The 17,400-nt window shown below is 40.1% G+C and carries 9 protein-coding genes and 1 riboswitch; of the genes, 5 read left to right on the top strand and 4 right to left on the bottom strand.

Annotated elements, in window-relative coordinates; translation table 11 throughout:
• Nucleotides 1-77: 77 nt before the first annotated feature.
• On the bottom strand, nt 78-1,379 hold the full coding sequence (locus tag LS41612_RS21910; RefSeq protein ID WP_024360753.1) for a hypothetical protein: 1,302 nt from the start codon (nt 1,377-1,379) through the stop codon (nt 78-80).
• A gap of 250 nt (nt 1,380-1,629) precedes the next feature.
• Here LS41612_RS21910 and LS41612_RS21905 point away from each other — a divergent pair, with 250 nt between their 5' ends.
• The 3 genes from LS41612_RS21905 (at nt 1,630) to thiC (ending at nt 8,650) form a co-directional block, all read left to right on the top strand.
• Nucleotides 1,630-3,735: a methyl-accepting chemotaxis protein gene (locus tag LS41612_RS21905; RefSeq protein WP_105928939.1), complete on the top strand. Its 2,106-nt coding sequence runs from the start codon at nt 1,630-1,632 to the stop codon at nt 3,733-3,735.
• Nucleotides 3,736-5,594: 1,859 nt separating this feature from the next.
• Nucleotides 5,595-6,524 carry an AEC family transporter gene (locus LS41612_RS21895; RefSeq protein ID WP_024360749.1) on the top strand — a complete coding sequence of 310 codons (930 nt, stop codon included), beginning with the start codon at nt 5,595-5,597 and terminating at the stop codon, nt 6,522-6,524.
• 82 nt (nt 6,525-6,606) lie between these two features.
• A riboswitch (TPP riboswitch) is annotated at nt 6,607-6,721 on the top strand.
• Nucleotides 6,722-6,871: 150 nt separating this feature from the next.
• Nucleotides 6,872-8,650, top strand: a complete 1,779-nt coding sequence (thiC, locus tag LS41612_RS21890) for a phosphomethylpyrimidine synthase ThiC (RefSeq protein WP_024360748.1) — start codon at nt 6,872-6,874, stop codon at nt 8,648-8,650.
• 103 nt (nt 8,651-8,753) lie between these two features.
• Here thiC and LS41612_RS21885 read toward each other — a convergent pair whose 3' ends face one another.
• From LS41612_RS21885 to LS41612_RS21875, 3 genes are all read right to left on the bottom strand, one after another.
• Nucleotides 8,754-10,439, bottom strand: a complete 1,686-nt coding sequence (locus LS41612_RS21885; protein WP_024360747.1) for a methyl-accepting chemotaxis protein — start codon at nt 10,437-10,439, stop codon at nt 8,754-8,756.
• 483 nt (nt 10,440-10,922) lie between these two features.
• Nucleotides 10,923-12,440 (bottom strand): catalase, encoded by a 1,518-nt coding sequence (locus tag LS41612_RS21880; RefSeq protein ID WP_024360746.1) that lies wholly within the window; start codon nt 12,438-12,440, stop codon nt 10,923-10,925.
• 313 nt (nt 12,441-12,753) lie between these two features.
• Nucleotides 12,754-14,238, bottom strand: a complete 1,485-nt coding sequence (locus tag LS41612_RS21875; protein ID WP_024360745.1) for a helix-turn-helix domain-containing protein — start codon at nt 14,236-14,238, stop codon at nt 12,754-12,756.
• 206 nt (nt 14,239-14,444) lie between these two features.
• On the opposite strand from LS41612_RS21875, the gene hutH reads away from it, so the two are divergent.
• Together hutH and LS41612_RS21865 are read left to right on the top strand one after the other, a co-directional pair.
• Complete coding sequence (gene hutH / locus LS41612_RS21870; protein ID WP_024360744.1) at nt 14,445-15,959, top strand: histidine ammonia-lyase; 1,515 nt, start codon at nt 14,445-14,447, stop codon at nt 15,957-15,959.
• Nucleotides 15,960-16,067: 108 nt separating this feature from the next.
• Complete coding sequence (locus LS41612_RS21865; protein ID WP_024360743.1) at nt 16,068-17,396, top strand: YjiH family protein; 1,329 nt, start codon at nt 16,068-16,070, stop codon at nt 17,394-17,396.
• The last annotated feature ends 4 nt before the right edge of the window (nt 17,397-17,400 follow it).

Here is a 17,400-nt window from a genome sequence, read left to right as displayed (position 1 = left end):
GGCTTACTGTTTAATTGTGGTTTATTTGCAATGACAAATCCCACACCGCTTAAGACAGGGTATGGGATTTCTATAAGTTAATTTCTAATAATTTGGAACGTACCAGAAGTTTGAGTTTCTATAATGTATTGATTGCCATTGACTGTATAGGAAACAGGTTCTTGGTCACCGAATTCATTGAGCTGAACAATGGAAGCATTGTCAGGTAAATTTTCTAAAATAATTTCAATATTCGCATCAAATTTAACAGGTTTTTTATTTAATAGGGCTTGGAAAGTAATGCGATTTAAATTTCTTGTCAGCTGAACATCCATTACGCCTGAATCCTTATTAACAAGTGTATTGAGCGGTGGGATGATTAGAACCATATTTGCTTTCGTTGTTAAAACAAAACGTTCATTTTTATTTTCAGAATCAGCAACATTAATTTTTGCTTTATACGTGTTTCTTCTACTCTTAGACATTAGTGTATTTTTACCAGGTACGGCTGCCGAGTCTGACAATGTTGGTGTATCGATTGTATGACCATTTTCAGGTAGTTTATATTTCCCTTTTACAAAGTCTACTAATTTCCAAACGTTTGGAACAAGCTGTTGTTGTATGGGTGTTAATGCTTCAAAAGCGTTTTTTGCTGCTTGGACATCCTGTGTTGTAGACGTTTTTGGCGATAAGGCAGCAATGGTATTTTCTACTTGCTTCGCTGCGGATTTATCCAATATAACGACCTGTTCGGCATCTAATAATTGTTTTTCAATCCCGGCAGGTAAAACAACATTGGAGAATTTTCGCAATGCATTATACTCAGCGCGCGCTTCTGCCACATCTTTATGGAAGCTAATTCGAGAAGCGTTTAACAATTGAATTTTATTAACAACTTTATCAACAGAAGTATTCGGTGTAATTGTTGACGTCAGTATTTTTTGGGTTGCTTCACTTACAAAGGTTTTTTGCGCAGCATTTAACCTATTGTACCAATCTCTCGTTTCAATTACATTTTGATAATAGTTAACAGAAGTAGAGTCAACGGAAGCTAATTTTTCTTCTATTTGTGCAGCTAGTCGACGATAACTTACTCTTGTTTGTTGATGATTGGATAGTGTCCCATAATTCGTTACATATTGCTTTTCAGTTTCTGTTAACGCATTGTACGCCTTTAGTGCAGCTTCTAAGTATGGCTGAAACGAGAAGGATGTATCATTAATATTGGAAATCAACTGGATAACGTTGTTAACGTTAGCATTATAGTAATTATTATATATGTAAGCAGTCTTGGCATGTGCCGAATGATTAGCAGCTGAGGCTGACGTTATAGGTGTTGAATAGATAAGTGAAGGTACTGCTACTAGTGCAAGCAAGGCTAGGTTTCTTTTGTGTTTCATATGGGCAAACCTCCTATATTTTATACTTAATTTTATCATAGCTTAAGGATTTTATATGCATATTTTAGCTGAATAGGTAAAAAGGTCCGATGTTTTTTTAAACTCAATACGTCTTATTTACGACAAATAGGATTGTAAACAGACTTTGTTAATTGAAAACTTTACGTTGCTTGGTAAATTCAGTGAAACTTTTATTGTTATACTACCAATGATACATTATGATTATTTTATAAAAATGGAGGTGTTTGTAATGAAAAAATCCAAAAGTATTGCATTAAAGCTCACTTCTTTAATTTTAGGTGTATTTTTAGTATTATTTGTTGCTTATACATTAGTAACTAGCGCTACTCTACATAATCAGAGTGTCGATGATTCAGAAAAGGCAACGTTGCAAAATGCGGAGTTATCTGCTGCAAAAATGAGCGAACGGTTTAAAAAAGCCAATGATACATTACAAACAACAAAACGTATTGTTGAAGCAATGGAAAAAAATGATGCGCTTTCGACAGAAAGTGTAATGGATATACTGAATACGAATTTAACGAATAATAATGATTTACTTGGTGTAGGAGCCGTTATAGAAAATGGTGCGGTAAAAGTAGGACCGACTACTGATACGGCATTAATTGATGTGAAAAATCGCTTTATCCCTTATCTAACTAAAGATGGCAACCAAATCAACACAGATCCTATAGAAGGAATTGACGACCCGAAAGCGGAGGATGATTGGTATCGGATACCAAAAGGAGAAGGGCGTGCTGTATTAACAGAGCCGTATGATTATGATGTGAACGGTAAAACTGTCTCGATGACGACTATTGCTGTGCCACTGTATAACGCTTCTGGTACATATTTTGGCGTATTAACAGCTGATTTATCTATCGATTTTTTAAAGGAATTAGCTGACTCTATACAGCCTGATGGTGGTTATGCAGGCATTATTACAGATCAAGGCATGTTAACGGTCAATAGTATTAACGAAAAGTTAGATGGGACAAATATGCAGGATGCGGTTGATTGGACAAGTATTAGACAATCTATGGATGAAGGAAAACCGGACAGTCTATATGTAGACTCGAAGCAGCTTGGGGAAAAATCTTTTAATGCTTTTGCTCCAATGATGTTAGAAAATATCGATGAAGTATGGTCAGTGCAATTAGTTTTACCTAATTCTAAAATATTAGAAACATATAATAAAATCCTTGTCTTCACGATTGTATCAGCAATTATTATGGTAATTTTAATGGCCGCTGCTAGTGCGATGTTTATATTTAAGCAGTTGAAGCCTTTAAAGGTTTTACGTACATCGATTGAAACAGCAGCAGAAGGCGATTTAACGAAAAAGATAGATGATAAATTTATAAAATCCGATGAAATTGGTGCTGTTGCATTAGCTTATAATAATATGCTGGATAAGACGAATGATGCCATACATACGGTATTAAATTCTTCAACATTGCTCAATCAATCATCCGACCATGTTCATGAAGCCTTTAATGAAATTGTAGCATCAAGTCAGGAAGTATCTGTCGCAATTAACGAAATAGCGCAAGGTGCATCAAAACAATCAGAGGATACAGAAGAAACGAATTATCGAATGATTGACTTATCTGACCAAATTGACGCCATTACAAGGTTGTCAAAGCAAATGGACGAGCTGTCAATCAAAACACAAACTTCTACAGAGCAGGGCATGAAAGAAGTGGAAAGTTTACGTGACCGAAATGCGGAAACGAATGAAATGAATGGACGTATCCAACGTCAAATGGAATCTTTGTCTAGCAATATTAACAATATCAATCAAATTATTGCATCTATTCAAGGAATAACAGAGCAAACGAATCTATTAGCACTGAATGCAAGTATAGAAGCTGCTCGAGCGGGAGAACACGGTAAAGGCTTTGCAGTAGTAGCAGAGGAAGTGCGTAAACTGGCAGAGCAGTCTAAAAACGAAACAGAAGTCATTAAACAAACGGTCTCTAGCATTCTAGCAGATTCAAAGCAAACGGTATCCGTTATTGCTTCCAATGCAAGCTTAATGCAAGCGCAAAATGAATCGGTACAAAATACAGAGTTAGCTTTTAAGGATAATAACGAGCTATCTCAATCAATTGCAACAGCAATTAATGAACTATTGTCAGAACTTTCACAAATGTTGGAGCAAAAGGACCAAGCCATTACGGCGATTCAAAGTATTTCTGCCGTTTCAGAGGAAACTGCTGCTTCTGCAGAACAGGTGAGTGCATCAGCCGCAGACCAACAGGCAGAAATGGAAAAGGTCGCAGAATCTATCAACAACATGAACCAAATTTCTAAAGAACTCCAAGAGGTCGTGAATCGATTTAAACTTGCTTAATAAAGCGAGATGGAAATACCCGCGGAGTAGAGTGATTTACCCGCGGAGCAGGGAGATTTACCCGCGAAGCAGGGTGATAACCGCGGAGCAAGGTGATTTACCCGCGAAGCAGAGAGGTTTATCCGCGAAACAAGGTGAAATACCCGCGGAGCAAAGTGGTTTACCCGCGGAGCAAGGAGGTTTACCCGCGGAGCAGGGAGATTTACCCGCGAAGCAAGGAGGTTTACCCGCGAAGCAGGGTGATACCCATGAAGCAAAGGGGTTTACCCGCGGAGCAAAGAGATTTACCCGCGGAGCAGGGTGATTTCCCCGCGGAGCAAGATGAAATACCCGCGAAGCAGAGAGGTTTATCTGCGAAACAAGGTGAAATACCCGCGAAATAGGGAGATTTACCCGCGGAGCAGAATGATTTCCCCGCGGAGCATGGTGATACCCACGAAGTAGGGTGATACCCGTGGAGCAAAGAGATTTCCCCGCGAAGCAAGGAGGTTTACCTGCGGAGCAGGGAGATTTACCCGCGGAACAAGGTGAAATACCCGCGGAGCAGGGTGATATCCGCGGAGCAAAGTGGTTTACCCGCGGAGCAAGGTGAAATACCCGCGAAGCAGAGAGGTTTATCCGCGAAACAAGGTGAAATACCCGCGAAGCAAAGAGGTTTACCCGCGGAGCAGGGAGATTTCCCCGCGAAGCAGGGTGATACCCATGAAGCAAAGGGGTTTACCCGCGGAGCAGAGTGATTTACCCGCGGAGCAGGGAGATTTACCCGCGGAACAAGGTGAAATACCCGCGGAGCAGGGTGATATCCGCGGAGCAAAGTGGTTTACCCGCGGAGCAAGGTGAAATACCCGCGAAATAGGGAGATTTACCCGCGGAGCAGAATGATTTACCCGCGGAGCATGGTGATACCCACGAAGTAGGGTGATACCCGTGGAGCAAAGAGATTTCCCCGCGAAGCAAAGAGGTTTACCCGCGAAGCAGGGAGATTTACCCGCGGAACAAGGTGAAATACCCGCGGAGCAGGGTGATATCCGCGGAGCAAAGTGGTTTACCCGCGGAGCAAGGTGAAATACCCGCGAAGCAGAGAGGTTTATCCGCGAAACAAGGTGAAATACCCGCGAAGCAAAGAGGTTTACCCGCGGAGCAGGGAGATTTCCCCGCGAAGCAGGGTGATACCCATGAAGCAAAGGGGTTTACCCGCGGAGCAGAGTGATTTACCCGCGGAGCAGGGAGATTTACCCGCGGAACAAGGTGAAATACCCGCGAAGCAGAGAGGTTTATCTGCGAAACAAGGTGAAATACCCGCGAAATAGGGAGATTTACCCGCGGAGCAGAATGATTTACCCGCGGAGCATGGTGATACCCACGAAGTAGGGTGATACCCGTGGAGCAAAGAGATTTCCCCGCGAAGCAAGGAGGTTTACCTGCGGAGCAGGGAGATTTACCCGCGGAACAAGGTGAAATACCCGCGGAGCAGGGTGATATCCGCGGAGCAAAGTGGTTTACCCGCGGAGCAAGGTGAAATACCCGCGAAGCAGAGAGGTTTATCCGCGAAACAAGGTGAAATACCCGCGAAGCAAAGAGGTTTACCCGCGGAGCAGAGAGATTTACCCGCGAAACAGGGTGATACCCGCGGAGCAAGGTGATTTCCCCGCGAAGCAGGGTGATACCCGTGAAGCATGGAGGTTTACCCGCGAAACAAGATGAAATACCCGCTAAGCAAAGCAAAAACCTACAAACATAAAAAGGAGCTGTCCTAGCAAGGGGCAGTTCTTTTTTATGTAAACTTATACTAGCGGGGGAGCATTGACCCATGCTGTGAACAGTTTTACTATAGAAAGAGATGAAAGGGGGTCACCTCCATGATGTATCTCGGTATGATTTTCTTTAAAATAGTTGCCCCTATTTTAGTGTTGCTTGTACTTGGTGCATTTTTACAAAAGAAATTTTCTTTTAATTTAAAAGCATTATCTCAGCTCATTACGTATTGTTTTATGCCAGCTGCGGTATTTGTGAATTTATATGAAACAAGTGTGGAGTTATCAGTGCTGGGGGAAGTGGCATTATTTATTGTGCTCTTTATCGGCAGTCAAATGGTGCTTAGTCATTTTTTAGCGAAGGGGCTTGGTCTAGCGAAAACAGAGACGGCAGTGTTTAAAAATAGTGTTGTCCTTATTAACTCCGGCAACTATGGTATTCCAGTTGCACAAATGATTTTCGCAACGCAGCCCATTGGGGTGGCAATCCAAGTGATTCTCGTTATTTTTCAAAATATGACGACCTATACATATGGTTTATATAATTTAATCTCTTCGACTAAATCAGGGATGGCGATCATAAAAGACTTCCTGAAAATGCCTATTATTCATGCCCTTATAATAGGGGTGGCAATGAATTTCTTTAATATTGGCATTCCACAATTTATCCGTATTCCTATTGACCACGTAGCTGATGGCTTTATTGCTGTAGCGCTTATTACACTGGGTGCACAACTATCACAGCTTGAAATCAAGTCCATGTTCAATAAAACGGTGTTTGTTAGCTGCATTACACGTCTAGTAGTAGGCCCAGCCGTTGCATTGCTTATTATTTTTGTCCTCGGTTTAGATGGTGTTGTCGCTCAGTCACTCTTCATTGCAAGTGCATTTCCGACCTCACGCAATAGCTCTAGCTTGGCATTAGAATATGATGTTGAGTCGGCAACTGCTGCGCAAACGGTTCTTTTTTCCACGATTGTTAGCTGTCTAACAGTAACAATTGTCATTTATCTAGCAGAACTGCTATTTACGTAATTACTCGAGGATAATAGCAAGATAAATCTAATTATAACTTCCATCTATTAGAAAAATCTGTTACACTATCATCAAACTTAATAGCTATAACTAGGGGAGTCCGATGAGTCGGGCTGAGAGGGAAACGCATAGAGGTTTCTTGACCCTTTGGACCTGATCTGGCTCATACCAGCGTGGGAAAGTTAATGAACATCGCACTCCTAGAATTTTTTGCGATAAATAAACCTTACATGTACAGCCGGATCCAATATTTTTGGATTCGGCTTTTTTATTTGTAATGCTACCTATTGGCGTGAGCTAGATTCGGTCCTTTTTGAAAATTTATGGAAAAGGGAGCGGAATAGTATATGACAACAGTTAGCGAAAAGAACATTACCATTATGACAAGTTTTGACGGAAGTAAAAAAGTATATGTAGAAGGAACACGCCCAGATATTTTAGTACCGATGCGTGAAATTCAGCTAAGCCCAACAACGGGTAGTTTTGGAGAAGAAGATAATGCACCAGTGCGTGTTTATGATACTAGCGGTCCTTATACAGATCCAACTTACAAAGTGGATATTACAAAAGGTTTACCTGCATTGCGTAGTGCGTGGATAAAAGAACGTGGAGATGTAGAGGAGTACGAAGGGCGGACGATTAAACCAGAGGATAATGGTTTCCGCAAAGCAGACGACCCTCGTATGAAGGAAAACGTTTTTCCGGAGCTTTCCCGAAAACCATTACGTGCAAAAAAAGGTCGCAACGTGACACAACTGCATTATGCAAGACAAGGGATTATTACCCCGGAAATGGAATTTGTAGCGATTCGTGAACATGTAGAACCAGAATTTGTACGTGCAGAAATTGCTGCAGGACGTGCCATTATGCCATCCAATATTAATCATCCAGAGGCAGAGCCGATGATTATTGGCCGAAACTTTCATGTCAAAATTAATGCCAATATTGGTAATTCAGCTGTTTCTTCCTCTATAGCAGAGGAAGTTGAAAAAATGACATGGGCTACACGATGGGGCGCAGATAATATAATGGATCTATCTACTGGCAAGCATATTCATACAACCCGCGAATGGATTATTCGTAATGCAGCTGTACCTGTAGGAACTGTGCCAATTTATCAGGCACTCGAAAAGGTCAATGGTGTAGCCGAGGATTTAACATGGGAAGTGTATCGTGATACGTTGATCGAGCAAGCTGAACAAGGGGTGGATTACTTTACGATTCATGCAGGCGTGTTGCTTCGTTATGTACCACTCACAGCTAATCGCGTAACGGGCATTGTGTCGCGTGGTGGTTCGATTATGGCGCAATGGTGCCTATTCCATCACCAAGAAAACTTCTTATATACTCATTTTGAAGAAATTTGTGAAATTATGAAAACGTATGATGTTGCTTTTTCATTAGGGGATGGTTTACGCCCAGGTTCAATTGCTGATGCCAATGATGAGGCACAGTTTGCGGAGCTTGATACGTTAGGAGAGTTAACGCAAATTGCATGGAAGCACGATGTACAAGTAATGGTAGAGGGACCTGGGCACGTACCGATGCATCTCATTAAAGAAAATATGGACAAACAATTGGAAGTTTGCAAAGAAGCACCTTTTTACACATTGGGGCCTCTTACAACGGATATCGCGCCAGGCTATGACCATATTACATCTGCCATTGGCGCAGCGATGATTGGCTGGTTTGGCACAGCGATGCTATGTTATGTGACACCGAAAGAACATTTAGGCTTACCAAATCGAGAAGATGTTCGTGTAGGGGTCATTACCTATAAAATTGCGGCACACGCGGCTGACTTAGCGAAAGGGCACCCTGGGGCACAACAAAGAGATGATGCGCTATCCAAAGCGCGATTTGAGTTCCGCTGGCGCGATCAGTTTAACTTATCATTAGACCCAGAACGAGCAGTAGAATACCACGATGAAACATTACCCGCAGAGGGAGCGAAAACAGCCCATTTCTGCTCAATGTGTGGCCCTAAGTTTTGCAGTATGAGAATTTCTCAAGATATTCGTAACTATGCTAAAGAAAAAGATTTAAATACGACAGAAGCTATCCATCAAGGAATGAAGGAAAAGGCTCAAGAGTTTAAAAAAGCTGGTAGCCGATTGTATCAGTAACAAAAGAAATCACCGATAAACCGCGGACAACATCCGATTCACCATAGTAGCAAAAAGTGTTAGATTGACTGCAATCAATCTAACACTTTTTTGTCTTAGCTTTTTAGACTTTAAATTTATTTATATGTGCTTGAAGGGTGGTAGCCCCGTCGTTTAAAGATTGTGCAACAGCATTCATTTCTTGGATGGTGGATGTTTGTTCTTCAATTGCGCTTGAAATCGTTTCAGATTGTTCTGCCACGTTTTTTGCTACCGCAGACATTTCATTGACAGATGCAGCAACCTCTTCAGTACTTGCAGAAATTTGTTGAGTAGAAGCAGAAACGTCTTCTATTTCGGATGCCATATCTTCAATTGCGCCCATAATGCCATTAAATGCGTTTTGCGCATGTTGAATGTAAGAAACGCCTTCATCAATATTTTGTACTGTAACGCTCACCGCTTTTTCGACTTCCAATGTATTTTGCTGAATATCATTAATTAAGTTAATGATTTGGTTGGCTGATATTTTGGATTCCTCCGCTAATTTACGTACTTCATCTGCCACGACAGCAAATCCTTGCCCATGTTCGCCAGCCCGCACTGCTTCGATGGCAGCATTCAAAGCTAGTAGGTTGGTCTGATCGGTAATTTCAGTAATGACTTTCGTTATATTTTCAATCTCAGTCGATTGCGTACTTAACTGTTTAATAAGCGCATTTGTCTTATCTGAAGATTGTTGAATAACCATCATTTGATTTTCGGTCTTTTGCAACATCTTTTCACCATCAGTCGCAACGCTTTGTGTATCAAGCGCTCTCGAATGAAGCATCTGTGTGGCTTCAGCAATGCGCTGGACTCCACGTGCAGTTTCGTCCATGGCCATAGCGGTTTCTTGCCCTGTCATGACAGCCTGACTACCGCCTCGAGCCATTAATTCTACGCGTTTAGCAACGTCATTTGAAGAAGAAGTAACGTCGTCAGTGCTTGCGGCTAATTCTCCTGCACTTGTAGTAGTATGTTCTACATTGATCGCTATATTGTCAATGAGAGAGCGCAAATTTGCTTTCATTACATTAAATGAATCGGCTAACTTTCGAATCTCATCTTTTGTCTTTACTTTCACATCCTCTTGACGTAAATCACCGGTAGCAATGATATTTGCTGCCTTAGCTAGGCGATTGACAGGCTTTGTAATAATCCTTGTCATAATGAAGGCGATGAGAAAGGCTAAACTTGTGGAAAAGGCAGCGAGAATTAAGATAATCGATGAGCTTATAGTTTCCACTTTTGACGACTCAGCACGTGCTAACTGTACTTGTCTTTCCTCATAAAATGCAATTTCATGTGCGGCTTGTTGGATTGCAGCAGCAGCAGGGCGTGCTTTTGTTCGAAGAATGTCAATGGCAGGTTGTAAATTATCGGGACTGTATGTATTAATAATCTCCAGTGCTGCTTTTTCAAAAATCGCCTGATTGGCTTTAATAACTTCCATTTGCTTTTGTGTCGTTTCTGAAGTGAATAAGCTATCTAGCTCTTCCACCTTGTCTTGAATCAACTTTTCTTGGTCATCGAGGTTTTTAATGGTTGCTTCATTGGGTTCGAGAATATATGAACGAAGATAGTTGCTCTGCATTGAAGAAGCAATGACAATTTTATCGACTTGAATCAGCTTATAAACACGGTTTTCAAATAAGTCTTTATTTAAATTATTAATGTGATTCAGTTGGTAGTAAGCGATTGAGGAAATAGTTAGTAATAAAAGAATGATTGTACTAAATCCAATATATAGTTTCATTCGAATCGACATCTTTTTTCCTCCATTCCAGTTTTGTAATAGTTGTCACGTATCAATGCCAAAAAATTTTAGCGACATTAGGAATAAGAACAGTACAAAGTTGTGGAATTTTCATATAAATGGTATACAAGAACACCTATATGACGATGACAGATATACATAGTAAAAGGAAACAACAAAAAATGAATTCCACTGCATATTACTTTTTCAGTGAGTGGGGGAGTTACCTTTAAGTCAGTTGAGGCAGCTTACGCCAATCTACTGAATAGTAAACGGTAAAGATAGTCTAAGTGACAGATGCGAAAGCTTTAGAACGAAGGAAGATTGAAATATGTACGATAGTCTTCCAATGTAGCTACTTGTTATAAAGCTTATTGGGACTAGCAAAATAACGAAGTAAAAATGACAAAAGGCATCGAGAAATGCACATTCTCGCTACCTTTTGTCTACTTGCCAATGACTGCAAGTATTATTGGATATCAATATAGGGGAATATTAGATGTTTGCTACTTGTTTTACTTCTTTTTTTACATACGGATTTGAAAGATCCATACCTTCTAATGATAGACCCATTGCTTTCGCTACACCCTCACCATATGCAGGGTCAGCTAAATAGCAGTGTAAGATGTGGCGACGTTTGATGAATTCTTCAACTGAAGCCATATCATTTGCTGTATTTTCAAATAAGCGTTGTTGCTCTTCCGCAGATAACAGACGGAATAATTTACCTGGTTGTTCGAAGTAGTTATTGTCATCTTCTCGGAAGTCGTGGATATCAGCATGACCATCAATACGTAATGGTGGCTCTTTATAGTCTAGATTGTGCTCCCATTCACCGTAGCTGTTTGGTTCATAGCTTAATGTAGAACCGAGATTGCCATCAAAACGCATAGCGCCATCGCGGTGGAATGAACGGAATGGGCATTTTGGTGCGTTTACAGGCAGACTGTGGTGGTTTACGCCTAAGCGATAGCGAGCTGCATCTGCGTATGCAAAAATACGAGCTTGTAACATTTTGTCTGGAGAGTAGCTGATACCAGGCACAATGTTAGATGGTGCAAACGATGATTGTTCTACTTCTGCAAAGTAGTTATCAGGGTTTTTATTTAACTCGAATTCGCCAACTGGAATTAGTGGGAAGTCTTTTTTATACCAAACTTTTGTTAAGTCGAATGGGTTATAAGGTAATTCACGCGCTTGTTCTTCTGTCATGACTTGAATGTACATTTTCCATTTTGGGAAATCGCCTCGTTCGATAGCTTCGTACAAGTCACGTTGTGAAGATTCGCGGTCTTTACCGATAATTTCAGCTGCTTCAGCACCTGTTAAGTTTTTAATGCCTTGCTCTGTACGGAAGTGGAATTTTACCCATACACGCTCATTTTGTGCATTGATGAAGCTGTAAGTGTGTGAGCCGAAACCATGCATATTACGATAACCTGTTGGAATACCACGGTCAGACATAACAATTGTAATTTGGTGTAACGCTTCTGGTAATAAAGTCCAGAAATCCCAGTTAGAGTTTGCGTTTTTCATATTTGTGCGTGGATCGCGTTTTACTACGTGGTTTAAATCTGTAAAGTGTAACGGATCACGGAAGAAGAATACAGGTGTGTTATTACCAACTAAATCCCAGTTACCTTCTTCTGTATAGAATTTCAATGCAAAGCCTCGAATATCGCGCTCTGCATCTGCAGCACCGCGTTCTCCCGCTACAGTTGAGAAACGAGCGAACATTGGTGTTTTCTTCCCGATTTCAGAGAAGATTTTAGCTTTCGTATATTGAGAAATATCATGTGTCACAGTGAATGTACCGAATGCTCCTGAACCTTTAGCATGCATACGGCGCTCCGGAATAACTTCACGGTTGAAGTTTGCTAATTTTTCAACTAACCATACATCTTGAAGTAAAAGTGGACCACGAGGACCTGCAGACATAGAGTCGTGGTTGCTTACTACTGGAGCACCACCTGCTGTTGTGAAACGACGGCTACGATCATTTGCGTTTGTCATATTAGTTTACCTCCTGAAAAATATTGTGAGTCAAACTCCTCGTAAATAACTATAACAAATATAAAATAGAATTGCTAGTACATTATAATAATTATTGTTAAAGAATTTATATAGCAATGTATAAACTATAAATATATGCATAGCTTTCAACCAATATACATATTTTTTTAGAATATTTTCACTGTTTTTATAGTTTTTACGGTTATTTTAAAGGAATAAGTGATTTGCAAGTATATAAGATTAAAGACAAAGTATATTTGGGAATCCTTCTTATTTAATATTGATATTGAAAATAAGGTAGTCTAAATGAAAATTACGATTGGATAATGCCTCCTTGATTTTTCCATCCTTTTCGATAGCGGTTAGGTGTAGTCCCTATGAGCTGTTTGAATAATTTGCTGAAATAATTCGGATCATCAAAGCCATTTAACAGCGCAATTTCACTAATGGCAAAATCGGTTTCAATAAGCATTTTAGTTGAATTTTGAATCCGAACTTGCTGTAAATAGCGTTTGAATGGCTGGCCTTGTTTTCGTGAAAATATTGTACTTAAATAATTGGGGCTAATCCCTAACTTATTCGCGATAAATGGTAATGATAGTTCATGATTATGATATTGATAATCGATTATTTCCAAAGCTAATTCTATATAGTCCGCTTTTTTCTCCATTCGAGCTTCACGTGCCAATTCAATAAGTCGCTGTGTGAATAAAATAATGCCATTGAGAATTGTATAGAATATAGGGTGTTCAATAATCAAATGAAAAAGTTGGCGATAATTTTGCTCGATAGCAGCTTTTTCATGCAGTTTGTATTTCAGCATAAATCGGCGGATTTGCGCCAGTACACTGGTAAGGTGGATGCGCAAATCATCTTGCTCGTAATAGATACCTCCATTTGATAAGCGATATAAGAACGTTTTTACTGCTTCAATATTACCTTCCTCTAAACTTTTAATAAGTAGTTGTTGCTCCTCTGGTGTCAGTAAAGGGTCGAGAGGGTGTGTTTGGTATTGTTTCGTTGCATAAAAAATATGGCCGTAGCCTTCATAAAAGCTTTGCAGTAGGGCTCGCTTTGTTAATGCATACATTTCTTTTAAAGTTGTCGGCGCACCATCATAAACGCCGATATTCAGAGCGCCGTTATTCGTCATTTGCCATTCCTTTAGCAAGGTTCTTATATCTTTTTCAATAATTTTTAAATCGCTTGTTTGAAAGAGGCAGATGATTGCACCTGATAACGGATAAATGCTCATTTGATAATAAATCGGTGTTTGTTGAAGCCAAATGAACAATTTATTTAATGTTTCTGGATGCTCAGGTTCAATCATTGTGAACTGGATATCGGTTGTTAATGAGTTAGTTGTGTTCTCTAAAAATAATTGATAGTAAAAAGATTCACCTTTAGCATCAGCACTAACTTTTGGGATTTGAGGTGTATGAAGCGAAATAGCACTAAGCTTTTGCTTTAAAACTTCTAAATCAATTGGTTTTACAAAAAGATGCGCCACCTGTAAATCTATTGCTTTTAATGCGTTTTTAAATAACGGCTCTGTGGTGATGGCTAGGATTTTGCCTGAGTGTTTTTGTAAAAGCCCGTAAAGAGCCGTTAAACGATTATTCGGTAGCATGTCGATATTTAACAAAATAACTTCTGGTACAAATTGTTGAATGCTTTTTGCGGCCTCGGAAATAGTCGTGCACATCTCAATTGATAAATCTCCTGGAAAGTATGTATGCAAAAACCAACGAATGCCCGAAAGTTCCGTAAGATCTCGATCAATTAATAATAATTTCATTTAAATCAGCCTTTCTTAAAAAAATCCTGTTTCGTAAAAAAATACGATTATATTATTAAAAATAACATAAAAATCTGAAATAATTCCTGTTTTCTCTTTTAAAATTCTATATTTTCTGAAAAAAGTAGTTTGTACAATGGATATAGAGAAATTCTTTTTTTATACAAATACATTTACATAAGCTGTTAAGGATAGGGGGATATCGTATGCAAACAATCATCGAACTTGATGGCAATACGTTAACAAGGCAACAAATTGAGAAAATCGTGAGGGGGCAAGCTTCGGTCGTATTATCTGCTGACAGTACGGAACGCGTTCGAGCAAGTAGAGAAAGAATTGAAAAACGCTTAGCAGAGGGGCAAGTAATTTACGGTGTCAATACTGGGTTTGGCAAGTTAAGTAATATACGAATTGAAGAATCAGATATTGAGTTACTGCAATTAAATTTACTTCGTTCAGATGCTACAGGTGTTGGCGAACCATTTCCAACGGATGTCGTGCGTGCGATGATGATTTTACGCGCAAATGCATTAGCACGTGGGTTTTCGGGTATTCGACAAGAAACATTGCAATTATTGCTAGACTGCATCAATAAAGGGGTACATCCAATCGTGCCATCCCAAGGATCAGTTGGAGCAAGTGGAGATTTAGCACCATTATCGCATTTAGCATTAGTGCTTGTAGGTGAAGGGAAAGCTGAATTTAAGGGCGAGCTTGTGTCAGGTGACATCGCATTACAGAAAGCAGGCTTAACACCTGTGCGATTACAGGCAAAGGAAGGATTGGCGCTAGTAAATGGCACGCAAGCAATGACTGGTATTGGCGTTTTGACATTAAACGAGGCGGAGCGTATTGGGCTTGCCGCGGATATGGCTGCGAGTCTGTCATTAGAGGCGTTAAAAGGGATTACGTCTGCATTTGATCCGGCACTATTAGCTGTAAGACCACATCCAGAATTAGAGTTGGTAGGAGGGCGTATTCGCAAATGGCTTGATGGTAGTAAACGCGTGACCAAGCAGGGGGAAATAAGGATGCAGGATGCGTATTCTCTGCGATGCATTCCCCAAGTACACGGGGCATCTTGGCAATCATTTTTCTATGCGGAGCAGCGTGTGCAAATAGAGATGAACGCTACGACAGACAATCCTATCGTTTTAGAAAATGGAGAAGTTCTATCAGGAGGTCATTTTCACGGTCAGCCTATAGCATTAGCTATGGACTTTTTAAAGGTTGGGGTCAGTGAATGGGCTAATATTTCCGAAAGACGTACAGAGCGCATGGTCAATCCGCAACTTAATGATGGTTTGCCACCATTTTTAGCAACAAATCCTGGTATTGAATGTGGACTGATGATTGCACAATATACAGCTGCTTCGATTGTGTCAGAAAACAAAGTGCTGGCACATCCTTCAAGTGTGGATTCGATACCTACATCAGGCAATCAAGAAGATCATGTCAGTATGGGGACAACATCCGCTCGTCAAGTGCGACAAATTGTCCACAATGCAGCTCGGGTTATTGCAATAGAAATGATTTGTGCGTCGCAAGCTATCCATCTAGATAAGGCGGAAGAGCAGTTATCGCCAACAACAAGAAAGTATTTAGAAAAAGTGCGTGAATTCTGTCCGCCTTTATTGGCAGATCAACCTATTGGTGACGAAATTGAAGCATTAGCGAAGTACTTATTAGCAAGTGATGTTCTATTAGATGAGAGCATTTAAGCTTCTTGCATAACATCCTTTATGTTCCCGCCAAGTTCTTTTACTTAAATGAATTTGGTGGGCACTATTGGGTGACTGATTTGCTATAAATAAGCAAGGAGGACGGCGATGGATTATAAGCAACAGGCGTTGAGGCACGACTCGTCATTTAGAGTTTCCTCAATTATAAAAATGGTTATCTGTAGCTTAGTCGGAATATTCAGCTTTTTCATTTCGTTTGAATGGCATGGAAAAAACACAATTCTAATCGATCATATTGTGAATTATATTCGTACAGAAGCACCCTCGCTTGTCACTGTTTATGTGGTTATGATGCTTGTTGGAGGAGCAATCTATCCATTTATTTCTTATAGGTGGAAAAAGTCGTCAATCGATATGTTGTTGTCAATTTTTAAAGTGGGTGGAATGGTAGCTGGGGTTTTGCTAATTTTTAATGTTGCTCCTGCATGGCTTGCCAATGAAAATATCGGCCCTTACTTAATGGAGAAACTAATTAAGCCAGTAGGGGTACTTATTCCGATAGGCTCTTTATTTTTAGCTATTCTTGTTAGCTTTGGGTTACTTGAATTTATTGGTGTTTTAACACAGCGTTTTATGCAACCTATTTTTAAGACGCCGGGCCGTTCGGCAGTAGATGCAGTAGCCTCATTTGTTGGGAGTTATTCAGTCGGGTTACTTTTAACGAACCGTGTCTATATGGAAGGTCGTTATACAGCGAAGGAGGCCGCAATTATTGCAACAGGCTTTTCAACTGTATCTGCCACATTTATGGTTGTCATTGCAAGCACGCTCGATATTATGCCACATTGGAATACATTTTTTTGGGTATCGCTCGTTGTGACATTTCTAGTTACGGCAATAACAGCACGTATGTATCCACTGCGTTCAATGAAGGATGAATACTTTGCAGGCTCGACACCGATGCCAGAAAAAATAGTAATGCAAAAACGTTTTAAAGAAGCGTGGCGTCAAGCGATGGTGGCGGTTGAGCATAATCCGCCGTTAGCAAAAATTTTATGGATGAATTTAAAGGATGGCCTTGTGATGGCAATGGCTGTTATGCCTTCTATTTTATCAATTGGTCTTCTAGGGCTTGTACTCGCAACATATACGCCTGTTTTTGATTGGCTTGCGTATATTTTTGTTCCTTTTACATATGTATTACAAGTTCCAGAACCATTTTTAACAGCAAAAGCATTGTCTTTATCGTTGGCGGAAGTGTTTTTACCAGCACTTGTTGTCACACAAGCAACATTGATAACGAAATTTATTGTGTCTGTCGTATCTATTTCTTCAATATTATTCTTTTCTGCTGTAATTCCACTGATCTTATCATCAGAAATTCCATTGACATTGCGTGAAATCTTGCTGATTTGGTTTGAGCGTGTCGTCTTATCTTTAATTATTGTAACACCAATAGCATTTTTACTATTTTAAAGGA

The sequence above is a fragment of the Lysinibacillus sphaericus genome, from assembly GCF_002982115.1.
GTDB classification, from domain to species: domain Bacteria; phylum Bacillota; class Bacilli; order Bacillales_A; family Planococcaceae; genus Lysinibacillus; species Lysinibacillus sphaericus.
This window is presented reverse-complemented; position numbering and strand designations above follow the sequence as displayed.

Coding starts and splice junctions, on each gene's coding strand:
- LS41612_RS21880 (WP_024360746.1), bottom strand. CDS start 12,440: ATGACAAACGCAAATGATCGTAGCCGTCGTTTCACAACAGCAGGTGGT.
- LS41612_RS21885 (WP_024360747.1), bottom strand. CDS start 10,439: ATGTCGATTCGAATGAAACTATATATTGGATTTAGTACAATCATTCTT.
- hutH (WP_024360744.1), top strand. CDS start 14,445: ATGCAAACAATCATCGAACTTGATGGCAATACGTTAACAAGGCAACAA.
- LS41612_RS21875 (WP_024360745.1), bottom strand. CDS start 14,238: ATGAAATTATTATTAATTGATCGAGATCTTACGGAACTTTCGGGCATT.
- LS41612_RS21865 (WP_024360743.1), top strand. CDS start 16,068: ATGGATTATAAGCAACAGGCGTTGAGGCACGACTCGTCATTTAGAGTT.
- LS41612_RS21910 (WP_024360753.1), bottom strand. CDS start 1,379: ATGAAACACAAAAGAAACCTAGCCTTGCTTGCACTAGTAGCAGTACCT.
- LS41612_RS21905 (WP_105928939.1), top strand. CDS start 1,630: ATGAAAAAATCCAAAAGTATTGCATTAAAGCTCACTTCTTTAATTTTA.
- LS41612_RS21895 (WP_024360749.1), top strand. CDS start 5,595: ATGATGTATCTCGGTATGATTTTCTTTAAAATAGTTGCCCCTATTTTA.
- thiC (WP_024360748.1), top strand. CDS start 6,872: ATGACAACAGTTAGCGAAAAGAACATTACCATTATGACAAGTTTTGAC.